Annotated in this window: 22 protein-coding genes; 12 read left to right on the forward strand and 10 right to left on the reverse strand. The window is 63.9% G+C overall.

Annotation, left to right across the window (positions count from 1 at the left end; all coding sequences use genetic code 11):
- Nucleotides 1-4 precede the first annotated feature (4 nt).
- Complete coding sequence (locus tag ACWGS9_RS16530) at nt 5-1003, reverse strand: DUF2125 domain-containing protein (protein WP_454506251.1); 999 nt, start codon at nt 1001-1003, stop codon at nt 5-7.
- A gap of 119 nt (nt 1004-1122) precedes the next feature.
- On the opposite strand from ACWGS9_RS16530, the gene ACWGS9_RS16535 reads away from it, so the two are divergent.
- The 3 genes from ACWGS9_RS16535 to ACWGS9_RS16545 all read left to right on the forward strand — a co-directional run bounded on the left by ACWGS9_RS16535 (nt 1123) and on the right by ACWGS9_RS16545 (nt 3537).
- Nucleotides 1123-1644 (forward strand): gamma-glutamylcyclotransferase, encoded by a 522-nt coding sequence (locus tag ACWGS9_RS16535; RefSeq protein ID WP_454506286.1) that lies wholly within the window; start codon nt 1123-1125, stop codon nt 1642-1644.
- Between the two features lie 239 nt (nt 1645-1883).
- Nucleotides 1884-2831 (forward strand): aldo/keto reductase, encoded by a 948-nt coding sequence (locus tag ACWGS9_RS16540; RefSeq protein WP_454506252.1) that lies wholly within the window; start codon nt 1884-1886, stop codon nt 2829-2831.
- An 85-nt stretch (nt 2832-2916) separates the two neighbouring features.
- On the forward strand, nt 2917-3537 hold the full coding sequence (locus tag ACWGS9_RS16545) for a LysE family translocator (protein ID WP_454506253.1): 621 nt from the start codon (nt 2917-2919) through the stop codon (nt 3535-3537).
- 4 nt (nt 3538-3541) lie between these two features.
- On the opposite strand, the gene ACWGS9_RS16550 is transcribed toward ACWGS9_RS16545, so the two are convergent.
- Together ACWGS9_RS16550 and ACWGS9_RS16555 are read right to left on the reverse strand one after the other, a co-directional pair.
- The gene (locus ACWGS9_RS16550; RefSeq protein ID WP_320216595.1) at nt 3542-4336 is read right to left on the reverse strand and encodes a lysophospholipid acyltransferase family protein; all 795 of its coding nucleotides are present in this window, start codon (nt 4334-4336) and stop codon (nt 3542-3544) included.
- 171 nt (nt 4337-4507) lie between these two features.
- On the reverse strand, nt 4508-5410 hold the full coding sequence (locus ACWGS9_RS16555) for a LysR family transcriptional regulator (protein ID WP_454506254.1): 903 nt from the start codon (nt 5408-5410) through the stop codon (nt 4508-4510).
- A 103-nt stretch (nt 5411-5513) separates the two neighbouring features.
- Here ACWGS9_RS16555 and ACWGS9_RS16560 point away from each other — a divergent pair, with 103 nt between their 5' ends.
- Together ACWGS9_RS16560 and ACWGS9_RS16565 are read left to right on the forward strand one after the other, a co-directional pair.
- On the forward strand, nt 5514-6065 hold the full coding sequence (locus ACWGS9_RS16560) for a carboxymuconolactone decarboxylase family protein (RefSeq protein ID WP_454506255.1): 552 nt from the start codon (nt 5514-5516) through the stop codon (nt 6063-6065).
- Nucleotides 6066-6119: 54 nt separating this feature from the next.
- Nucleotides 6120-6740: a pyridoxamine 5'-phosphate oxidase family protein gene (locus ACWGS9_RS16565; protein ID WP_454506256.1), complete on the forward strand. Its 621-nt coding sequence runs from the start codon at nt 6120-6122 to the stop codon at nt 6738-6740.
- 62 nt (nt 6741-6802) lie between these two features.
- Here ACWGS9_RS16565 and ACWGS9_RS16570 read toward each other — a convergent pair whose 3' ends face one another.
- The 3 genes from ACWGS9_RS16570 to ftsE all read right to left on the reverse strand — a co-directional run bounded on the left by ACWGS9_RS16570 (nt 6803) and on the right by ftsE (nt 9325).
- Nucleotides 6803-7492 carry a YdcF family protein gene (locus tag ACWGS9_RS16570; RefSeq protein ID WP_454506257.1) on the reverse strand — a complete coding sequence of 230 codons (690 nt, stop codon included), beginning with the start codon at nt 7490-7492 and terminating at the stop codon, nt 6803-6805.
- A gap of 197 nt (nt 7493-7689) precedes the next feature.
- Nucleotides 7690-8673: a cell division protein FtsX gene (locus tag ACWGS9_RS16575; RefSeq protein ID WP_454506258.1), complete on the reverse strand. Its 984-nt coding sequence runs from the start codon at nt 8671-8673 to the stop codon at nt 7690-7692.
- Nucleotides 8666-9325: a cell division ATP-binding protein FtsE gene (ftsE, locus tag ACWGS9_RS16580; RefSeq protein ID WP_095816884.1), complete on the reverse strand. Its 660-nt coding sequence runs from the start codon at nt 9323-9325 to the stop codon at nt 8666-8668. Before ftsE ends, ACWGS9_RS16575 begins: the two co-directional genes overlap by 8 nt.
- 180 nt (nt 9326-9505) lie before the next feature.
- On the opposite strand from ftsE, the gene ACWGS9_RS16585 reads away from it, so the two are divergent.
- The 4 genes from ACWGS9_RS16585 (at nt 9506) to ACWGS9_RS16600 (ending at nt 12143) form a co-directional block, all read left to right on the forward strand.
- Nucleotides 9506-10138, forward strand: coding sequence for a hypothetical protein (locus ACWGS9_RS16585; protein ID WP_454506259.1), 633 nt, complete (start codon nt 9506-9508; stop codon nt 10136-10138).
- A 180-nt stretch (nt 10139-10318) separates the two neighbouring features.
- Nucleotides 10319-10861 (forward strand): hypoxanthine phosphoribosyltransferase, encoded by a 543-nt coding sequence (gene hpt / locus ACWGS9_RS16590; RefSeq protein ID WP_042643821.1) that lies wholly within the window; start codon nt 10319-10321, stop codon nt 10859-10861.
- 76 nt (nt 10862-10937) lie between these two features.
- Nucleotides 10938-11309, forward strand: coding sequence for a response regulator (locus ACWGS9_RS16595; RefSeq protein ID WP_454506260.1), 372 nt, complete (start codon nt 10938-10940; stop codon nt 11307-11309).
- A 363-nt stretch (nt 11310-11672) separates the two neighbouring features.
- The gene (locus ACWGS9_RS16600; RefSeq protein WP_454506261.1) at nt 11673-12143 is read left to right on the forward strand and encodes an outer membrane protein; all 471 of its coding nucleotides are present in this window, start codon (nt 11673-11675) and stop codon (nt 12141-12143) included.
- A gap of 60 nt (nt 12144-12203) precedes the next feature.
- Here ACWGS9_RS16600 and ACWGS9_RS16605 read toward each other — a convergent pair whose 3' ends face one another.
- On the reverse strand, nt 12204-13154 hold the full coding sequence (locus ACWGS9_RS16605; protein WP_454506287.1) for a DMT family transporter: 951 nt from the start codon (nt 13152-13154) through the stop codon (nt 12204-12206).
- Nucleotides 13155-13518: 364 nt separating this feature from the next.
- Here ACWGS9_RS16605 and ACWGS9_RS16610 point away from each other — a divergent pair, with 364 nt between their 5' ends.
- On the forward strand, nt 13519-14379 hold the full coding sequence (locus tag ACWGS9_RS16610) for a LysR family transcriptional regulator (protein ID WP_454506262.1): 861 nt from the start codon (nt 13519-13521) through the stop codon (nt 14377-14379).
- A gap of 116 nt (nt 14380-14495) precedes the next feature.
- A complete protein-coding gene (locus ACWGS9_RS16615) occupies nt 14496-15128 on the forward strand; it encodes a glutathione S-transferase family protein (RefSeq protein ID WP_454506263.1) in 633 nt (210 codons plus the stop codon).
- An 8-nt stretch (nt 15129-15136) separates the two neighbouring features.
- On the opposite strand, the gene ACWGS9_RS16620 is transcribed toward ACWGS9_RS16615, so the two are convergent.
- From ACWGS9_RS16620 to ACWGS9_RS16630, 3 genes are all read right to left on the reverse strand, one after another.
- A complete protein-coding gene (locus ACWGS9_RS16620) occupies nt 15137-15514 on the reverse strand; it encodes a glyoxalase superfamily protein (protein ID WP_454506288.1) in 378 nt (125 codons plus the stop codon).
- A gap of 94 nt (nt 15515-15608) precedes the next feature.
- Nucleotides 15609-18194, reverse strand: a complete 2586-nt coding sequence (locus ACWGS9_RS16625) for a TIGR02302 family protein (protein ID WP_454506264.1) — start codon at nt 18192-18194, stop codon at nt 15609-15611.
- A 111-nt stretch (nt 18195-18305) separates the two neighbouring features.
- On the reverse strand, nt 18306-19247 hold the full coding sequence (locus ACWGS9_RS16630) for a threonine/serine dehydratase (protein ID WP_454506265.1): 942 nt from the start codon (nt 19245-19247) through the stop codon (nt 18306-18308).
- 52 nt (nt 19248-19299) lie between these two features.
- Here ACWGS9_RS16630 and ACWGS9_RS16635 point away from each other — a divergent pair, with 52 nt between their 5' ends.
- Entirely contained in the window at nt 19300-19602 is a 303-nt protein-coding gene (locus ACWGS9_RS16635) for an ArsR/SmtB family transcription factor (RefSeq protein WP_434724182.1), read from the forward strand.
- The last annotated feature ends 4 nt before the right edge of the window (nt 19603-19606 follow it).

Here is a 19606-nt window from a genome sequence, read left to right on the forward strand (position 1 = left end):
TGCGTTACTCTAACGGCTTGATCTTGCCGAGCGGGATGAAGCCCAGCGAGGCCTTGCCCTTGACGATCCTGAGCGGCAGGGACGGCTCCTTGCCGAGCATGGCGATGCCGGCAAATCCCTGCTCGATCTCGCTCTTGTGCTCCGGGATGGCGCCGCCAAGGATGGCTGCCACGGCCTTGGGGTCCTTGAGCTTGATCGTCAGACTTGCGTCGATCAGGCCTTCCGCGTCGACGGAGAGGGGGCCGGACACGGTGATGCGCGCTGTCCCGGACGACAGGTCAAGCTTGGCGATGTCGATCGACTGGCCGCGCAGGCCCTTCGGCGGTGCCGCGATCAATGCCACACCGTTCTTCAGCGTCACCTCGCCGGTGCCGTCCAATGCCGGTAAAACGCGCCCGCCAATGGCATCCGCATTGATCTCCAGATCGCCGAAGCTGCCGACATAGTTGATATCCTGGCCGATCGGCTGCAATTGGCCGGCCGCCTTGCCGGCGCTGAACAATTGCATCGGATCCGTGTCGTCCTGCGGGTCGGTCTGACCGGAGAGCCCTTCGGCCCGCAGCGAAACACTCCTTGGCAGCGGCCAGGACACTTTGACCTTTGCCTGCAGCTGGTCCCAGTCGATCCAGAGCGGCGGCATTCCGGGTGCCATCGTCCTCAACGGCCCGCGCAAGTCGGCGACCGGCGACAAAGGTCCGGTGATGTCGGCGACGGCGTTGAAGTTTCCGGCGGAGGCCGCGACTTTCCGGGTGTCGTCCTCATAGGCGATGTTGTCGCACGAGACCGTGAAGCTCATCGGATAGCCGCTGACGGCGAGGTTGGCGCAGCCGGCCGCGATACCCTTGCTGCCCAGTCTCGCCACCGCCTGGTCGGCTTCGGTCTTGAGCCTGCCGGCGAGATAGAACCAGCCGCCGCTGTAGATGGCGAACAGCACGACAAGGAATGCGGCAAGCCAGAACAGCCGGCGGCGAAGTTTGGGCGGTCGCTCGTCACTTGACGTCATGCTGCTGCTCTCGTTAACCCCTCACACGGCGAGCGGACATTCCCACGCAAACAAGCAGGGGACAGAAGCACCTCAAAAGTGCGGTGTCGTTCACCTCGAATGCGATCAGGCTTGGCGATATGGGCGATTTTTGGGTTTTTGGCTATGGGTCGCTGATCTGGCGGCCCGGATTTGCCCATGTCGAGACACGCCGCGCCCGGCTTTACGGCTACCGCCGCTCGCTTTGCGTCTATTCCTTCGTGCATCGCGGCACGCGCGGGCGGCCGGGCCTGGTGCTCGGCCTCGATCGGGGCGGCTCCTGCGTCGGCCTCGCTTACCGTGTTCCCGGCAATTTGCGCGACGAGGTGCTTTCCTATCTGCGCGAACGCGAACTGGTGACCAGCGTCTATCTCGAACGCATGCTGGATGTCCGGCTGGACAGCGGCGTTTCCGTCGAGGCGGTCGCCTACATCGTCGACCGGCAGCATGAGCAATATGCCGGCGCGCTCGACGCCGGTCATGCGGCGAAGGTCGTTCGCGGCGCCGTCGGTCAATCCGGCCGGAACGAGGACTATGTGCTCAGCACGCTCGATCACCTCGAGGCGCTCGGCGTCCGCGATCACTGGCTGGAGGAGGTGGGCCGTCGGGTCGCGCCTTCGTGAAGCGCATTTCCGGCGAAAATGATTTCGCCTCCAATGCTCTATCTCTTTGTTTTTACGCAACCCCGGACGCAAGGCTACGGCGACCTCGCCGAGCCTAACCGCTGCGCACTTTTGCCGGAATTGCTCTGGTCCGATCAAAAAGCAAAACCATGCCTTTGACCTCGGCCGGGCACGACCTAGCTTAGCCGCAACCCCATCCCTTGGGCATCAGGCCCGTCCCAGCATCACGGAGATCAGTCTTGCAGAAACGCCGTCTCGGTCGCACCGACCTTTCCATCGCGCCTCTGGTTCTGGGCGGCAACGTCTTCGGCTGGACCGCCGACGAGAAGGCCTCCTTCGATCTGCTCGACCGGTTCGTCGGGGCGGGCTTGAACGCCATCGATACGGCCGATGCCTATTCGCGCTGGGTTCCCGGCAACAAGGGCGGCGAATCGGAAACCATCATCGGCAACTGGATGAAGAGCCGCGGCAACCGCGACAAGGTTGTGATCATCACCAAGGTCGGTTCGGACATGGGCCAGGGCAAGCGCGACCTCTCCGCCGCCTATATCGAAAAGGCGGTCGACGCTTCACTGAGGCGGCTGCAAATCGACGTCATCGACCTCTACCTGTCGCACTGGCCGGATCCTGCCACGCCTTACGAGGAAACGCTCGGCGCCTATCAGCGCCTGCTCGAAAAGGGCAAGATTCGCTATCCCGGCTGCTCCAATCTCGATGCCGGCCAGCTGCGCGCCGCGCTCGACGTCGCCAGCCTGCGCAGCCTGCCGCGTTACGAGGTTCTGCAGCCTGAATACAATTTGTACGATCGTTCCTCGCTCGACGGGCCGCTGCTCGACCTTTGCAAGGCCGAGGATATCGGCGTCATCACCTATTCCAGCCTGGCCAAGGGATTCCTGAGCGGCAAATACCGCAGCAAGGCCGATCTCGGGCAAAGCGCGCGCGGCGAGGGCGTGGCGGGCTATCTCAACGAGCGCGGCATGCGCATTCTTTCCGCGCTCGATGCCGTGGCAGAGCGCCATTCGGCCAAGCAGGCGGAAGCGGCGCTGGCCTGGATCATCGCGCGTCCAGGCGTCACCGCGCCGATCGCCAGCGCCACGACGCCGGCCCAGATGGACAGTCTGATCCGCGCCGCGTCGCTCAAGCTAGCGGCCGACGATATCGGAGCGTTGGATCGGGCCAGCGCCTGACACCGGTGCGCGCACGATCGTCCAAGACGGCCATGACAAAATCCTCGTAAATCCTTTCCGCATCGCGGCAGGTGGAGGGTTCGGCATGGCTGGTGGCGTTCCGGGCGAGGCGCAGCCCTGGCAGCAATTGCTGGCGCTGGTCCTGGCGGCGACTGTCGTCATGGGCAGCCCGGGGCCCGCGACCATCAGCGTGACCGCGGTCGGCGCGGCTTTCGGCCTGCGGCCTTCGCTGGGCTATGCTTCGGGCGTGGTGCTCGGCACGATCGCCGTGCTTCTGGTGGTGGCGGCCGGTGTTTTCGGCATGCTGGCCTCGGTGCCGGGACTGGCGCCGTTGCTTGCGATCGCCTCGGCGGCCTACATCCTTTATCTCGCTTTCAAGATCGCGACCGCGCCGCCACTGGCCGAACTCGAGAGCACGGCGACGAAGCCTGTTTTTCTCGGCGGCTTCATGCTCGCCGTCGCCAACCCGAAGGCCTATGTGGCGATCACCGCCGTTTTCGCCGGCGCCGCGTCGCAGGCCGATACATTAGGCGTTTCCATCAGGCTGCTGGTGCTTGCCACGATGATCGTCGCCATCCACTTGGTGTGGCTGCTCGCCGGAACGGCTTTCGCGCGTTTCCTGCGCAATCCGCTGGCATCGCGGATCATCAACCTGGCCTTCGCCGCAACGCTGGTGATGACCACCGTGCTGGCGGCGTTGCGATAGCCGATCAGGTTTTTGCGGTTACGCCGAGCTCCGCCAGCCGCTTCACCGCCGTCGGCGGCATGGGCGGCGGGTTCGGCGCCTGCGCTGCCTCGACGAGCATCTGGTCGCAGGCGGCTTCGGTGTCGCCGATCAGCCGCTGCATGAATTCCTCCTTGCCGAGGCCCGGCGGGATAGCGGGCAGGAAGCGGGCCTTGACGGTGCCCGGATAGCGCAGGAACTTGCGGCGCGGCCAGTAGAGGCCGGCGACATGGGCGACCGGCACGACCGGAACGCCGAGCTGCGTATAGAGCTCGACAATGCCGTATTTGTAGGACGGCTCGGCGCCCGGCGGGCGGCGCGTGCCTTCGGGATAGATGATGAGCTGGCGCGGGTTGCGATCCATCTCCTGCCTGGTCGCGGTGACGACCGCCTTGAGCGCTTTCGAGCGGCTGCCGCGGTCGACCGGGATCATGCGCATCTTCAAGATGTACCAGCCGAAGAAGGGGATCCAGGTCAGTTCGCGCTTCAGGATGTAGAGCGCGTCGTCGAGATAGGGGAAGAAAGCGATCGCGTCCCAAAAGGACTGGTGCTTCGGCGCCAGGATGAAGGACCCTTCCGGCAGGTTCTCGACACCTGTGATTTCGCTCTTCGTGGCGGCGATCTTGTCGTAGAGCCACATCGAGGTGCGCGACCAGAATTTCGGCACGAACCAGGCGCGGTGGCGCGGCGACAGGAAATAAAAGGGCGTCCAGAAAATCATCTGGACGATGAGGCTGAGATAGAAGACGAAGTTGAACGCCAGCGAGCGGATGATGAGCATGCAAGGGGCCCGGTGAGGAAGTGTGCGTTGGTTACACCAAGCGGCGGCAAAAAGGAAACGGCGCCGTGGTCGAATGCCGCCGCTCCCTCTCTTGTTTTGGCGCAGTTCCGGACGGAGGTTACGGCGAGGTCGCCGAACCTAACCGCTTCACACTTTTCCTGGAAATTGCTTTTAAAGCGACCGCGCCAGCCGTTCCTTCAGGCGCGGCGCGGCGAAATCGAGGAAGGCGCGCAGCTTCACCGGCAACCGGCCCTGGCCGGCATGAACGAGGCTGACCGGCCAGGGCGGCGGTTCGAATGGTTCCAGCACCACGCGCAGCGCGCCGGCGCGCACCGCGGCATCGGCCTGGTAAGAGAGCACTTTCGTCAGGCCGAGCCCGGCAATCGCGGCATCGATCGCCGCCTCGGCGGCGTTGACCTGAAGGCGTGAGCGGACCGGGACCGTGGCCTCGCTCTTGCCGGTGACGAAACTCCATGCGGCGGGAGCGGCAAGCCCTTCGAAGGTGATGCAGTTGTGGCCGGCGAGGCCCCGCGGTTCAGCAGGCGTGCCGTGCCCGGCGAGATAGGCAGGACTTGCACAGACGATGCGTCGGATCGAGCCGACGCGGATCGCGACCATGGCCGAATCCGGCAACTCGCCGATGCGCACGGCCAGATCGATACGCTCCTCGATCAGTTGGGTGATCCGGTCCGACAAGCTCAGGCGGATATCCACCTGCGGATAGACGGCGAGAAAGTCGGTGATCACGGGCAGCAAATGCAGGCGGCCGAAGACAACCGGCGCCGTGACGACCAGTTCGCCGGTCGGGCTCGAATATTCGCCGGCCGCGATGCGCTCGGCTTCGCTCACCTCGTCGAGGATACGGCGGCAGGCATCCAGATAGGACTGGCCGGCATCGGTCAGTGTCAGGCGCCGCGTCGAGCGGTTGAGCAGGCGCGTCTTCAAATGCTTCTCCAGTTCGGAGAGCTTGCGGCTGACGGTCGCCAGCGGCACCCCTACGCGCCGCGCGGCAGCGGAAAGGCTGCCGGCCTCCACGGTGGCGACCAACAGCGACATGGCGTCGAGGCGGTCCATCGATCTTTCCATAAATCGCAAGGATAGATTGCAATTATGCCATCTACCATTTCAATTTGGAAGGATTCATTTTCCTGTCGTCATCGACCCGACAGGAGTTCACATGCCTCGTATCCCCACGCCCGAGACCATCTCTGCCGCACCCGGCCCCTCGCAGCCGATGCTCAGGGCTGTCGAGAAACAACTCGGCGTCGCGCCAAATCTCTTCAGGTTGATCTCCAACAGCCCGGCGGCGTTGGAGGGTTATCTTGGAATGTCGGCGGCACTATCCAAAGGCCGACTGCCTGCGCCGACCCGAGAGCGCATCGCGCTGGCTGTCGCGGAAATCAATGAGTGCACCTATTGTCTTTCCGCCCACACCTATCTGGGTAAGAATCTAGCCGGCCTCGACGATGCGGAGATGGCTGCCAACCGGGAAGGTCGTTCCAACGACAGCATGGCGGCAGCGGCCGTCCATTTCGCTGCCAAGGTCGCGCGCGAGCGTGGCCATGTCGGCGAGGCTGACCTCGAGGCGGTGAGGCGCGTCGGCTACGACGACGCGCAGATCATCGAGATCGTGCAGCATGTCGCTCTCAACGTCTGGACAAACTACATCAACAAGGTTGCGGATACGGAGGTCGACTTCCCGGTCGTACAAGCCCGTCAGGCCGCCTGATTCGACCTGGCCTGACGCTGTTGCTTTCAGGCCCCGGCCCTGGAGGACATTGATATGGATGCCTTCACCAGCGATGTCGCCTTCACCCCCTCGGTCAAGGCGATCCAGTCCCGCAAGGGGTCACGCGACTCCTATGCGCGCGTCGAACAGCGCGGCGGCTGGCGGGCGACGATCACGCCGGACCTCGCAGCCTTCGTCGAAGCACAGACCAGCGTGTTCCTGGCGACGGCCAACGCCGAAGGCCAGCCTTACCTCCAGCATCGCGGCGGGCCGGCCGGCTTCCTCAAGGTGTTGGACGAGCACACGATCGGCTTTGCCGATTTTTCCGGGAACAGGCAGTTCATCACCCAAGGCAACCTCCAGGACAACGACCGGGCCTTCCTGTTCCTGATCGATTACATGCTTAGGCAGCGCATCAAGATCTGGGGCAGGGCGCGCATCGTCGAAAATGACCCGGATTTGACGGCAAGGCTGATGCCGCCGGGCTACAAGGCGCGGCCGGATCAGACGATTCTGTTCACGGTCTCCGCCTGGGATGCCAATTGCCCGCAGCACATCCCGCAGCGCTTCGAGGCGGCGGATGTCGCCACCGCCCTCGCCGAGCGCGACCGGCGCATCGCCGGTCTGGAGCAGGAGATCGCGCGCCTGCGCAACAGCGCGCCGAGCGAAGCTTAAAAGTCTTTGCTTTGATGCATGTCGTTTTCCCAGAACCGCTGCACACTTCTGGGCGACATGCATTAGTTTTTAGACACCGCCGAGGCTTCGGCGAGCGTCATGCCTTCGGGCGCCGTGCGAAGCGGCAGGAAGCCGCGCGCCAGCGACAGCACATATTTGCTGTATTCGGTAAGCAGCACGCGCAGCGCCTCCGGCTTGGTCAGCCAGCCGCCATTGCCGAGATTGGTGTTGACCACGGGATAGGGCTCGAGCCGCGCGCCATGCAGCAGGCGACCCATTTCGAGCAGGCTGCGCGGCATGTGGTAATTGTTGGTGACGATGATGATGCTGCCATAGGCGTGGTTCTCCACCCATTTGGCGCTTTCCTCGGCATTGCCGATGGTGTCGAGCGCGGCATGATCGATATCGACGCAGCAGGTGAAGAGCTGCTTGTCGCCGCCCATTGCCGCCTGCAACTGGCGTTTGGTAGCCGACGGATGGACGCCGCTGATCAGCAACCGTTCGCCTTTGCCGGACGCCAAAAGATCCATCGCCGCGTCGAGGCGCGACTGGCCGCCAGTGAGCACGATGATGGCGTCGGCCCTGGCCGGGTTGAGCGGGGTCGTCATATGGCTGACCTTGTCGGCAAACCACCCGAAGCCGCCGGCAAAAAGCATCAGGATGGCGAGAACGGTGAATCCGCAGACGCGCAAGGCGAACCTCAGGCGGCCAAGCTTGGCGGAAACGGCGGCATGCGCATGCACCGTCGGCATCCGTCCAACTGTCCCGATCGAGTCCCGCGCGTCCATCATCCCCAGGTTAATCCTGAAAACATCCCATGGTTAACTCTGAAATGCGGCCTTTGATAGGTAAGACGGCCGCACTTTGCGTTACGGCAGATGCCCAATGTGTGATCGTCGTCTTGTTTGTATATAACGCCTTGCGCTGACTTTCGGTTGGAACCCATGGGTCAACCCTCCGGCTGGCGAACGTCGATGTCGCTGAGATAGGCGACGACGGTCGCGTGCGAGGTTGCCGCGGTCAGCACGCCGATCACCAGCACCATCAGGCCGACGCCGAAATAGCCTGCCGAGCCGATGGCGAAATTGCCGAACAGAGCGGTCGCCTGGTCGGCCTGCGGCGTCGCCATGTTGCGCGACGACCACCAGGAAAAGACGATGAAGACGACGATCGCCAAAGCGCCGCCGGCGGCCGCGCCCTTCATGCCGGTGACCAGGAAATGCCAGCGGAATTCGCGCGCGATGAAGCGCGCCTCGGCGCCGACGAAATGCAGCACCTCGATGATATGGCCATTGCCGGCCATGGCGCCGCGCGTAGCGAACACCACTGTCAGCACCGTTGCCGACAGCATCAGCACCAGAACGGCGATGCCGATCGTCACCGTCGTGTGCGCCATGGCGACCAGCCGGTCGACCCAGGTGCGGTGATCGTCGAGTGCCGCGGTTGGGATCTTGGGCGTGATCGCGGCGCGCATGGCGGCAAAGTCCGGTGGGCTGGCCTCGTCGATGGTGACGATGATGAGGCGCGGCACCGGCAGCTCGTCGATGTTGAGGCCGCTGCCCAGCCACGGCTCCAGAAGGCGCGCCGTCGCATCGCGGTCGATGATCTTGGTGCCCTTGACGCCGGGAAATTCGCCGGCGATCTGCGAGGCCTGGGTGAGCGCCGCCTCCATGTCGAGGCCGTCGGCCGGCTTGATCTGGATCGTCGCCTCGCGCGAGATCTGGTTTTCCCAGACGGATGCCGTGTCGCGCACCAGCGTCACCGCGCCGAAGGTGAGGCAGGACAGGAAGGTCATGATGGCGATGACCAGCACCAGCGCCCGTCCGGCGATGTTCTGCGCCGGCACGATCGGCGCCGTCTTGCGCTGGACACGCCGGACCGTCGTCGTCTCGGCGGTTTCGTCCTGAAGGTGATCGGCCGGAAAGTCAGTCATAGACGTCCAACCTTCCGCCGGCCAGAATCATGCGGCGCGCATCGACCTGCTCCATCAGGCCAAGGTCGTGGGTGGCGATCACTACAGCGGTGCCCAGCCGGTTGAGCTCGATAAAGAGCCTGAGCAGCCGGCGCGCCAGCGGCGGGTCCACATTGCCGGTCGGCTCGTCGGCGAGCAGGATCTCCGGCTGTTCGATCAAGGCACGGGCGATAGCGGCGCGCTGTTTCTCGCCACCCGACAGCACCGGTGGCAGCACATGCATGCGGTCGCCGAGGCCGACCCATTTCAAGAGCTCGGTGACGTCGGTGCGGTAGCCCGCTTCCTCACGCCCGCGCACGCGCAAGGGCAGCGCGACATTCTCGTAGGTCGTCATGTGGTCGAGCAGGCGGAAATCCTGGAACACCACGCCGATGCGGCGGCGCAGCAGCGGTAGTTCGCTGCGCGAAATGCGCGAGCGGTCCTTGCCGAAGATGGTGATGAGGCCGCGCGTCGGTTTCAGCGACATGAACAGCAGGCGCAGCAAGGTCGTCTTGCCGGCGCCCGAGGGGCCGCTCAGGAACTGAAAGGAGCGCTCCGGAATGTGCAGGGAAATATCGCGGAGGATCTCCGGACCCATGCCATAGCGGAGGCCTACATTTTCGAAGCGGATCACGTTCGGCGACCTGGAACTTTCGGCGGCGACGCGCCACAATCTACTCTAACAGACCATCGGCCGGCATGGTTAACCGGCGGTTAATTTTGCAAAGTTCAGCGTGCATCAAAGCCATTCCGGTGGGGAAGCGTTAACCAATTCCGTTTACGCAAAAGAAACGAAGACTGCACTGGTGCCGTTATGGCTGACGAGAGAACCGCGCGCCCTGTTTCCGGCGAAATCATGACCGGCACGGCAACACATGCCGCGCCGGAGCGCGTCATGTTCGATGCGGCCGACATCGTCGATGCCGACTATGTGGTGCTGCCGCGTTTTGCCGCTCACCCGGAACCGGCGTCGCCGCCGCTGATCCCCTCGACGCCATCGATCGAAGGCATGGGCATGCTGCGCAAACCGGAGGCCGCGCCGTCGCCGCCCTCGCGTGGCGGCCCGATGTTCTGGATCGCCGGCATTGGCATAGCGCTGGTCTCCTTCTGGGTGTCGGGCGGTCACGCGCTGGTCAGGCAGGGTCCGTTCCGGGTGGCCGACGCGCAGGCGAGCGCGCTCACCATTTCCGGCGTGACGTCGCGCATCGATGCGTCGGGCCTGAAGCCGGTGCTGTTCGTCGACGGCGAGGCAGCCAATGACGGGATGAGGTCGGAGGCGTTGCCGCCGCTCGAGATCCGTGTCACCGACAATGACAGCAATATCATCCGCTACAGGCTGGGGACATCCAACCGCTCGCTGGCGCCCGGCGAAAGATTCGGCTTTTCCAGCCGCCTCGATGTGCCTAGAAACGGCGTGAAGACCGTCTCCGTAATCTTCGCCGGCTAGGTGTGTCGATCTTCAGGTGAGGCCGGCCTACGAACGACGGTTTCCTGCGCTTCCGGTGCTCACGTACTTCAAGTACGCTCCGCTCCGGTTCTCGGAAGCCATCGTTCTCGACGCGGCCTGACCTGAATCTCAACACACCTCACCTTCCGGCGTTGCAGCCGATTTTGAAGGACAAAAAGCATGCCAGTTGTACGCGGCAAGGACATCGAGGTCCTGTTTTCGGCGTCGGCGATCGCGCGCCGCAATCTCGAACTGGCCAAGGAGATCGCCGGGCGGGACTACCACGACCTGCTGGTGATCTCGATCCTCAAGGGCTCGTTCGTCTTCGCAGCCGATCTCATCCGCGCCATGCATGATGTCGGCCTGTCGCCGGAAGTCGAATTCATCTTCATCTCGAGCTACGGCGCCGGCACCACGAGCGGCGAGGTCAGGGTGCTGCGCGACATCGACAACGAGGTCGCCGGCCGCGACGTGCTTTTGATCGACGACATACTGGAATCCGGCAAGACGCTTTCCTACACCCGCGACCTGATGCTTTCGCGCGGCGCCAGGAGCTGCGCCATTGCCGTCCTGCTCGACAAGCGGATGCGCCGCCAGACCGCGCTCAACGCCGACTATGTCGGCTTCGACTGCCCGGACTATTTCGTCGTCGGCTACGGCATGGACGTCGCCCATGCGTTCCGCGAACTGCCGTTTGTCGGGGTGGTGAAGGGCGACGCCTGAAGAGGCGCAGTTCGAAAAGCCGCCGATCGTTAGAATTTTCAGAAAACATCAAGGTTTCGGCGGCATTTATTTCGGCATGGCAAAGCTTCTGATCGTCGAGGACGATGAGTCCGTCCGCACCCTCGCTGCCCGAGCGCTCGAGCGCGACGGCCATAGCGTCACCATCGCCACTGACGGCGCCCATGGGCTGGACCTGATCCGGCAAGCGTTTGGCAGCTTCGATCTGGTGGTGTCCGACATCCGCATGCCGGAAATGGACGGCATCGAGATGGCGACAGCGGCGGCGAGAGAGTTCCCGACGATGAAGATCATGCTGATGACCGGCTACGCCGACCAGCGCGAACGCGCCGAGGAACTCGACGGCATCATCCTCGATGTCGTGCAGAAGCCGTTCACGCTCGCAGAGATCCGCGCCCGCGTCGGCCGGGCGTTAAGCTGTTTCGCCTGAGACTGCCTCGGCCGAGTTGCTTTTGGCCGGATGGGTGAGCGAACACCTCGTTGTTGCTCCGTGGCAACAAGGCATTGAAATCGCCTAGGGGCCCGGCTTGATGGATGTTCCCATCAAGGCGTTGCTCCTATACGCTAGTCCAGATCAAGGGGCCGCCATGAAATCGATTCTGCTCGCAACAGCAGCTTTCATTGCCGCTACAGGCGGCGCTTTCGCTGCTGACGTTGTAACCCAGGAGCCGGTAGCATCTACCTATAACTGGACCGGGCTCTATATTGGCGCTCAAGCCGGCTATGAGTGGGCGAGGACGGGCTATAGTTTCAGCGGTCCTGTCCAAGCGGGACCTTTACCCCGAGCGGTTTCGTGGGGGGTCTGTATGTTGGATACAACCACCAATTTGACTCGCCGCTTGTCGTTGGTGTCGAAGGCGACATCGAATACGCCAATGTCAAAGACAGCTTCAACAACCCCTTCGGCGGCCTGAGCGCCGGAAGCGCCGATCTGCGCTGGCAGGGCTCGGCGCGTGTCAGAGTCGGCTACGCCTTTGATCGCTTCCTACCATACGTTACCGGCGGCGTCGCCGTTGGCAATTTCCGCTTTGAGGGTGGACCGGCCCCTGGGGCTTTGCAGTCGTGGACGAAGACCAAAACCGGTTGGACCATCGGTGCCGGATTGGAATACGCATTCGCTGACAAATGGCAGGCGCGTGTTGAGTATCGCTACACGGATTTCGGGACCGCCGATGGAAGTCTGGCGCCACTCTTCCCGGGTGTGATCGAAACTATGAAGGTCCGGGACCATGCAGTCCGTGTTGGTGTGAGCTACAAGTTCTGATCCGCTAAATGGCAGCTTCCGGCCGCGGCATTGTCCGGGGCCTTCTTTTGGGTGATTGCTCTAAACGGCATCGCCGGTCGCTGCGACTGCCGGTGCCGCACTTCGCCGGCGTTCGCCGTTGAGCGCAAGCAGGCCTGCACCGATGATCAGCGCCGCGCCCAGCACGGTCGTTTCACGCGGCACCTCGGCGAAGAACAGGAAGCCCCACAGCGGCGACCACAGGATGCCGGTATATTCGAACGTGGCGACGCGGTTGGCCGGTGCCATGCGGTAGGCCTGCGACAACAGGATCATGCCGGCGGAAGCGACGAAGCCGCAGGCGGCCATTTTCAGGAGATCCGGCATTGTCGGCCACACCCATGGCCTTACCAGGAATTCAACGCTCGGATGCACCGCATGGGTGATGCCGGCGAGGTGAAAGAGGGTTGCAACGGCAATGGCGCCGCTGAGATAGGCGCCGTTCTGGTAGAAGGCCATCACCGTCGATGATTCGGTGTCGCCGATCCGGCGCGCCATCAACTGCGAAAAGCCGTAGAGGAAGGCCGAGCCCAGCGACAGGAGTGCTGCCCAGTCGAACACGCCGGCGCCTGGACGCACCATCACGAGCACGCCGACCAGTCCGATCAGCACCGTCGCCAGCGTTTTCCACGAGACGCGCTCGCCGAGATAGGGGCCGGCCATCGCCATGATGAACAGCGGCGCCATGAAATAGAGCGCCACGGCGTCGGCCAGCGGCAAGGCGGCGATCGCCAGATAGTAGACCGTGTAGGACGAGAACTGGATGAAGGCGCGCAGCGTCAGCATGCCGAAGCGCTTCGACAGCACGGCCTTCAGGCCGACATCGGCCTGGACGATGACGATCAGGATCGGTAGCGCGACAATGGCGCGGATCGCCATCACCTCGGTCACCGGATAACCGCCCGACACCGCCTTCACCAGCGGATCCTGCAGCGAAAAAACCAGCACGCCGAGACAGAGGCTCAGAATGCCTAGCACCATCCGGTTCTGCATCAGTTTCGGCCCCCCGCGAGCCGTCGGCTTATTCATTTCACGCAATTCCGGACGGAAATCCGCCAAGCAGTTTTCCTGGAATTGCTCCCAGATCAGGACGTTTCGTTAAACCGCCATCCTGATCTAACTCTTTATCGTAGCATGATCTTTTCCGAAAACCGGTTCCCACTTTTCGGGATCATGCTCCTAAAAAGAACCCGCTACCATTTTCAGGCAGCGGGTACGAATGAGGACTCTTCGATTGGTCCGCGGCCGATTTCGCAACCGCATATCCAATGGGTGTCGCGACTATCCTGCGGCGTTTGACATGTTGCAAACGAATTGGAATGATGCCAGCAATCAAATTTTCTTATGGCGAAAATCGATGAAGCCCGTGCTCGACAGCGACCTTCTGCGCACCTTCGTGGCGGTGGCCGAAACCGGCAATTTCACACGCGCGGCGGAGAAAGCCGGGCGCACGCAATCGGCCGTGTCCATGCAGATGAAGAAGCTGGAGGACATGGTCGGCGACAATCTGTTCGAGCGCGGCTCGCGCGGCGTGGCGTTAACCCGCCGCGGCAGCGAATTGATCTCGAACGCGCGCCGAATCGTCTCGCTGCTCGACGAGACGGCGGCCTCGCTGGTGGCGCCGCCGCTCGGTGGGCTGGTGCGCATCGGCATCCCGGCCGAATATGGCCGTTCGATCCTGTCGCGGGCGCTGGGCGAATTCGCCAAGCGCCATCCGCGCGTCGAGGTCACGGTGCGCTACGCGCATTCGGATTCGCAGGTGAGGGCGCTTGCGGCCGGCGAACTCGATCTCGCCGTGGTGTTCGAATGGGAAGGGTTCTCCGGCGGCGAGGTGTTGATGCATGACCCGACGGTCTGGGTGACATCGATGCTGCACCACATGCATGAGGAACGGCCGGTGCCGATCGCGCTTTACAGCCGCAACGGCTGGTGCCGCGACTTCGCCATCAAGTCGCTGCAACAGCGCGGCCTCGGCTACCGCGTCGCCTACACCAGCGACACCAATGGCGGCCTGACGCTCGCTGTCACTTCCGGCCTGGCCATCGCGCCGATCTCGCGCAGCAACATCCCGGATGACTGCCGCGAGTTGACGGTTGCCGACGGTTTCGGCGACATCGATTCCTCAAATGTCGTGCTGCACCGCAATCCGTTGGCGACCGGCGAAGCGATCGATGGTATGGAGAACGCCATCCGCGAGGCCTTCAGGCAAGGCAAATGACCGCGGTGGGTTGGCCGCCGTGACGTTCCGGAGTTTCTGCCTGTTGCCATGTCCCTGACAGAAAGCTGTCGGGAACAATCCGGTAGAACTGTCCAGCCCAAGCGGAGCCGAACCGGATGATCACCTTCTACCACAATCCATGGTCCCGCGCCTCCGGCGTCCATTGGTTGCTTGAGGAACTCGGCGTACCGTTCAAATTCTCCCGGATCGATATTCGGGCGCAGGAGGGCGTCCCAGAAGCTTATCGGGCGATCCAACCAAACAAGAAGGTGCCTGCCATCGACCATGACGGCACCATCGTCACCGAGCGCGCCGCGATTACCATATATCTCGCCGACACCTTCGCCGATGCCGGTCTCGCGCCGGCGACCGGCGACCCCGCACGAGCCGCCTATCTGACATGGCTGGTTTATTCGGATTCCGTCCTTGATCCGGTGATAGCGGCGAAGGCACATGGCAACGAGTTCATGGGCCGCGGCTATTCCTACGGATCTTTCTCCGAGATGGTGGGCAATCTCGAAAGAACACTGTCGGCACGACCCTATATCGCCGGCGAGCATTTTACCGCGGCCGACACACAGATCGGCAGCGGCATCCATTTCGCCACCAATATCCTGCGCGTGCTACCCGACCAGCCGGTGTTCCGCACCTATTTGGACCGTCTTGCCGCCCGCCCGGCCTTCCAGCGCTACACGCAAAGGGAATACGAGATGGCCAAGGCGGCAGGAATGCTCGACGGCAACAAATAGGACGTCGATCAGGCGCTGGCCGGCGCTGCTTCATAGAAGTGCAGCCGGTTGCCGAACGGATCGGCGACCGATACCTCGCGGGTCTCCCATGGTGTCCTGTCAAGCCCGGGCCTAGCGAAGCGGTATTTCTTGCCAATCAATTCGCGATGGAATGTGCCGATGTCCTCGATCTCGATGCGGACATTGGCGCCGGGCGAGCCATCGCCATGATGCTCGCTCAGATGCAGTTCGCAGCCGTCGCGCACGATGCCCATATAAAGCGGCGCGTTGTCGTCGAAACGGTGTTCGAAGCGCACTTCGAAGCCGAGGAAGTCGAGATAGAATTCGCGCGCCTTGGCGATGTCGAACATGCGCAGGATCGGGGTGACGGTTCCAAGTTTCGGCATGGCGGCGACGGCAATCCGGGATGGTTTGAGTGGCTCACGCAATTCCGGACGAAAAAAGCGCTTCACACTTTTCCTGGAATTGCACCGGGCGAGCTTATTTCAGTTCCAGCAGCCTTTCGAGATAGCTGCGCTCAATATCAGGGCTCAGCGCGTTGCCGAGCCGCTTGCGGATCGCGTCGAGGATCTGGCGGGCGCGCTGCACGTCGATCTCGTCGGGGACCTTGACAGAAGTGCCGTCATCCGGGCCGTTGGTGGCGCGCGGCCGTCCCAGCGGATCACGGTCGGCGTCCTGCTGGCGCCCGCCCTGCTCGCTGCCGCCCTGGTCGCCCTGCATGGCCTGCATCTGCTTCATCATGTCCTTGGCGCCGCGGCGCAGCGCCTCCAGCGCGCGGCCCTGGTGGCCGACAGCCTGGTCGCCGTCGCCTTGGCCAAGCGATTGTTCGGCATCGCCCATCGATTTGCCGGCCTCGCCGAAGCCCTCATTGGGCTCCATGCCCATGCCTTCGAGGCCTTTCTTCAACTGATCGAGCTCGCTCTGCAGCTGGCCCTGGCCTTCCTGCAGCTGCTTCAGCGCGTCGGCCAGGTCCTTCGGCGACATTTTCGGCCGTCCCAGCGGATCGCGGTCCTGGCCGGGGCCGGGCCGCTGCTGCTGGTCGTCGGACTGGCCCTGTTCGCCATCCTCGCCAAGCTGCTGCTGCTGGCCACGCTGCCCGCGCTGCATCTGGTCCAGGCGGAAGGTGTCGTTCATCATCTCCTGCTGGCGGCGCATGATATCGCCGAGCTTGTCCATCTGCTGGCGCATCTCGCTGTCCTGCTCGCCGCCTTGCTGCTGACGGCCGGCCTGCAGGTTGTTCATCATGTCCTGCAGTTCGGAAAGGAGCTGCTGGGCCTTGTCGCGATCACCCGATTTGGCCAGATTCTCGATCTGGTCCATCATGCGGTCGATATCGCTTTGGCGCAGCTCGCGGCCGTTCTGCTGCATCTGCGGCGCGTTCGGGTTCTGCTGCGCGCGCTGGGCGAATTCCTGCAGGAACTGGTTCATTGCCTCGCGCAGTTCCTTCATCGCCTTTTCGATCTCCTGATCGCTGGCGCCGTTCTTGATGGCGTCCTGCAACGCCTGCTGCGCCTGGCGCAGCCGCCGCTCGGCGGCCGACAGATTGCCTTCCTCGATGCCGAGCGCGATCTCCCAGAGATAGGATACCACGTTGCGCAGCTGGTCGTCGCTCTCGGAAAGCTTCAGCCGGCTCCTGGCGCTCATGATGGCGAGGTAGTTCGACATATTGTCGAACGTGTCCGCGGGACGCAGCGTGATCGCGTCGACCAGGTCGAGAACGCGCGGCTTGGCATTGGCGTCGAGCGCCAGCAGCCGGCGCTGTTCGATCACCGCGCGGGCCAGCGGGTTGGCGAAGGGCCGCTCCGGCATCACAAGCGTCCTGGTGTCGCTGGTCGCGGTGTGGCCGGCATCGTCGGTGACGCTCAGCGTCAGCTTGATGTTGCTGCCGGTCCAGACATGCTCGGTCAGGTCCTTGGTCGTCTTGGCCGCGTTCGTCTTGCCGCCGCGGCGCGGCAGCGTCAACGGCATGTCGGGCGGGCCGTAGAGCGGATGCGCTTTGGCCGCCGGCGGAGCCGACAGCTCAAAAACGGCCTTGGCCGCGGCGGCGCCGTAGTCGTCGTCGATCTCGTAGTTGAGCTCGATGGCGCCGTTGACGGCGCGCTTCGGCTCGCCGACGAAGCGGATCGTCGGCGGCTTGTCGGGAATGACGGCAAAGGCCCAGTGGCCGAGATCGCTTTCAGCGGATTTCAGCGTCAGCGTGCCGTTCGTGTTCAGCTTGCCGGAGAACTGGCGCACTTTGGGCACGGCCTGGCTGGCGGGGGCCGCAGGCCCCTTCGGTGCCGCGGGCTCGATGGCGCGGGTATTGCCGCCGGCATCGGCATAGCTCAGCGTTTCCTCGCCGGAACCGCCTGTGACACGCAGCGAAACGTCGCTGCCTTGCGGAACAGAGAAGGTCTGGACCGCCTGGTTGGCATCGGCGGTCAGGAACAGGGGCGCCTTGCCGGTATAGGCGGGCGGCGTCACCCAGGCGTCGATGCGCGGCGGCACGGTATCGCGCGCGGCGCGGGCGACGAAACCGTCGCCGACCCTGCCGCCGAAGGGGCCGAAGGAGAAGGCAAGAGCGGTGACGAACAGCAGCGCCACCACGGCGCGCAGGCCCAAGCGGTCGTAGTCCGGCACGCTGCTGCGCGGCCGGTCGGCGCCGAGGCTCGAAAGCCGCTCGGCCATCCGTTTCTGGTGCTCGCGCCACAAGGCTTGCGAAAAGATGCTCTCGGCGCCGATCGGCCGGTCGGTCTGCACCTGCACCGGGCTGTGCAACAATGCGTTCGCCGCCTCGATGCGCCTGTCGACCTCGGCGGCCGAAGGCATGCGGAAGAAGCGAAGCGGATAGAGCGCCGCGATCGCCGCCAGCGCGAACAGGACCAGGAGGCCGATGCGCGCCGCGTCCGGCAGGCGCGGGAGCAGGCCGAACCACGAAAAGCTGAGGAACAGGCTGACGACGGCCAGCAGCGGCAGCACGAGCGGCCAGCCGCGCTCGAAGACCATCGAGGCCCGCGTCGCCAACCGGCTCAGCGCCAGGCGCAAGGCCAGGCCGCGTTCGCCGCTGGAAATGGGTCGTTGCGTCATCGGCCCTTCCTGCCCGGGCACAACCCGGACGTTATCGCCAGAAGGATACCAGCAAACACGGCAAAGGCGAGGCGGGTTCCAAAAACGTGAAGCGGTTTGGCCGCGTTATGATCAGAAATTGACGGGATTCGTGTTGGAACCGCAGACCAGGACCGACACGCGCTCGCCGTCCGCGGGCACATAGCGCCCGGAAAGCATGGCGGCGAAGGCAGCCGCACCGCCCGGCTCGGCGATGATTCGCACGCGGTCCCACAGCGCCTTCTGCGCCGCGACGATGTCGTCGTCGCTGACCAGGATCGAGCGCTCGACGAAGGCCTCGGCGATCGGGAACATCATTTCGCCGACGCGCTTCGGCGCCAGCGAATCGGCGGCAATGCCTTCGGCGGGCGCATCGACCGGCTGACCGGCTTCCAGGGCGCGGTAAAGCGTCGGCGCACCCTCCGGCTCGATGGCGACGATGCGGATGCGTCCCGAGAACCAGGCGGCGATGCCGCCGATCAGGCCGCCGCCGCCGACCGCGACCAGTAGCGTGTCGATTTCGGGCAAGTCGGCCTCGATCTCCAAGCCCAGCGTGCCCTGGCCGAGCAGCGTTTCTTCCTGGTTGAAGGCATGGATCTGCAGGGCGCCGGTCCTGGCAGCGAAATCCTCGCTGGCGGCCAGCGCTTCGGCATAGCGCGCGCCGCCGACCACCAGTTCCGCGCCATAGCCGCGAATGCGAGCGAGCTTCGCCGGCGGGCTGACCTCGGGCACGAAGATGGTGGCCTTGTGCCCGAGCTTCATGGCGGCGTAAGCGACGGCGGCACCGTGATTGCCGCCGGACGCGGCGACCACGCCGGCCTCGGGCACCTGGCGCTCGAGCAGGTTGGTGAAGGCGCCGCGCGCCTTGAAGGAGCCGGAATGCTGCAGGCATTCGAGCTTGAGATCGACCGCGAAGGCGGGACGGCCGAAGTCCGCCATGTCGACGCGCATGACCGGCGTGTGGCGCACATATTGGCGGATGCGCGGTTCGACAGCGGCGATGCGTTCACGCGTGATCGTTCTGGTGTTCAACATGACCTGCTCCTCGCGGGATTGACTTCAATTAGTAACTTAGCAAAATGGCTAAATGCAAGAGGTCGACATCTTCAAGGCGATCGCCAATGAACGCAGGCTGCAGATCCTCGACTGGCTCAAGGATCCGCGCGCGCATTTTCCGCGCCAGGCCGATGGCGACCTGGTCGAGGACGGTGTGTGCGCGCTGCTGATCGCCGAGAAGCTCGGCATCACCCAGGCAACGCTCAGCGAGCATATGCGCGTGCTGACCCAGGCCGGTCTGCTCAGCACCAAGCGCACCAAGCAATGGATATTCTATCGCCGCGACGAGGGCCGGATCGCCGAAGCCAAGGCGCTGATCCAGCAGAAAATCTAGCCAG

The sequence above is a fragment of the Mesorhizobium sp. Arg314 genome (genome assembly GCF_053714275.1).